This window comes from Acidovorax sp. HMWF018, from assembly GCF_003061035.1.
Lineage (GTDB): Bacteria > Pseudomonadota > Gammaproteobacteria > Burkholderiales > Burkholderiaceae_C > Acidovorax > Acidovorax delafieldii.
The window spans coordinates 20206-21617 of record NZ_QAIM01000269.1 but is presented as its reverse complement, the minus strand read 5'-3'; the positions used below and the strand labels follow the sequence as shown (position 1 = coordinate 21617).

Here is a 1412-nt window from a genome sequence, read left to right as displayed (position 1 = left end):
TCCCTACCGCGTTGAGCGCATGCTGACCCAGCTGCTGCACGCCGGTGTGCTGGCTCAGCAGAAAGCCGTGGTATTGGGGCAGTTCACCAACTTCAAGCTGGCGCCGCACGACAAGGGCTACAAGCTGCAGTCGGTGGTGGACTGGCTGCGCACCCAGATCAAGGCGCCCGTGCTGACCAACCTGCCGTTTGGGCATGTCGAGACCAAGGTGCTGCTGCCCGTGGGTGCAACGGTGTCGTTGTCGGTTGAAGAGCGCGATGCGCTGATCTATTGGGGCCACCAGCACTGAACAGGCGGCGCTATCCCGGGGCCGCTGCGTGGCACGATGTCGGTGCGGCGTGGTGACCGGCCCCGGCCGTCAGGGCTGCAATCTCAGGGTTTCAGAGGTGCGCGCGGGGTGCGTTGGGCATTTGTGGCACCCGCAGCGACAGCGGCAACTGCCCCTGGAACATCGGCGTCACCCGGTCCAGCACCGTCTGTGCGATGGCCTCGCCGCGCAGCAGGGTGAGCGTGTCGAGCAAATCGCTGCGCAGGTACCACAGCGCTTCAATGTCGCCCGCATAGCGCAGGCGCATGTTCATGCGCGCTACTTCGCAGCCGGTCAACCCCATCAGGCTGTGCAGCATGGCACGCCGCACCTCTTCCAGACCCTGGTCGCGCACCCAGGCCGTCGATGACGGCTTGTCACGACCGAGCAGGTCGTGCAGGTTGTTGCGGAGATTAGGCTTGTTCCAGCGCATGGACGGCGGGCTGTGCGATTTTTGTAACAGGGTCGATCAAAGTAAGCGGGAGTGAGGTTTGACGCAAGGGTGGCGCTCCTGTTTTTGCATAAAGACAACACGGCGCCCCCGTTTGTTGCGAACTTTTACGCAATTCATCGCGAAGGCTTGCGGCGGCCTGACGCGAGGCAACCGGGCGAACAGGTGCGCGGCTCGGCGTGGGCTTTGCCGGGTCTTCAGGCACCCAAGATGCGCACCTTCCACGCCTACCGCCACCATCAGCGCCTGCAGTGAGGCCGCAAGTACTGGCTTGCGTGGCCCGCAAAGACCTTGGCAAAGGATTGTTGACGCTTTGATAGATGCGTCTTCGTTGAGCTTGCACTAAACTGGTTCACATGATGTTACTAATCGGCTATCGTTCATGAGTGTGTTGTCAACGGTGGTCTTCGCCGACATTTCGGGCAGCACCTCGTTGTATGAAACGCTGGGCAACGAGCGCGCCACCGAGGCGGTGACGCAGGTCACGCAGTGGATCAGTGACACCATCGAGGCGCATGCAGGCCGCGTGGTCAAGAAGCTGGGCGACGGAGTGTTGTGTGTGTTTGGTGATGCGGCCAGTGCCGTGACTGCCACCACCCACATGCTGCGCCAGCACCAGGCGCGTCTGGACCGGTGGCCGCAGCCGCTGCGCAT

The 1412-nt window shown here is 62.7% G+C and carries 2 protein-coding genes and 1 pseudogene; 2 read left to right on the top strand and 1 reads right to left on the bottom strand.

From position 1 onward, the window contains the following. Positions 1–289: pseudogene (locus DBR23_RS10175) on the top strand (LD-carboxypeptidase); the annotation flags it as partial. 91 nt (positions 290–380) lie between these two features. Here DBR23_RS10175 and DBR23_RS10170 read toward each other — a convergent pair. Beyond that, on the bottom strand, positions 381–740 hold the full coding sequence (locus DBR23_RS10170; protein WP_108498163.1) for a hypothetical protein: 360 nt from the start codon (positions 738–740) through the stop codon (positions 381–383). A gap of 400 nt (positions 741–1140) precedes the next feature. Between DBR23_RS10170 and DBR23_RS30480 the strand changes: the two genes are divergently transcribed. Continuing rightward, positions 1141–1412, top strand: a 272-nt coding sequence (locus tag DBR23_RS30480) for an adenylate/guanylate cyclase domain-containing protein (protein WP_233250380.1), incomplete at its 3' end; no start/stop codon positions are given.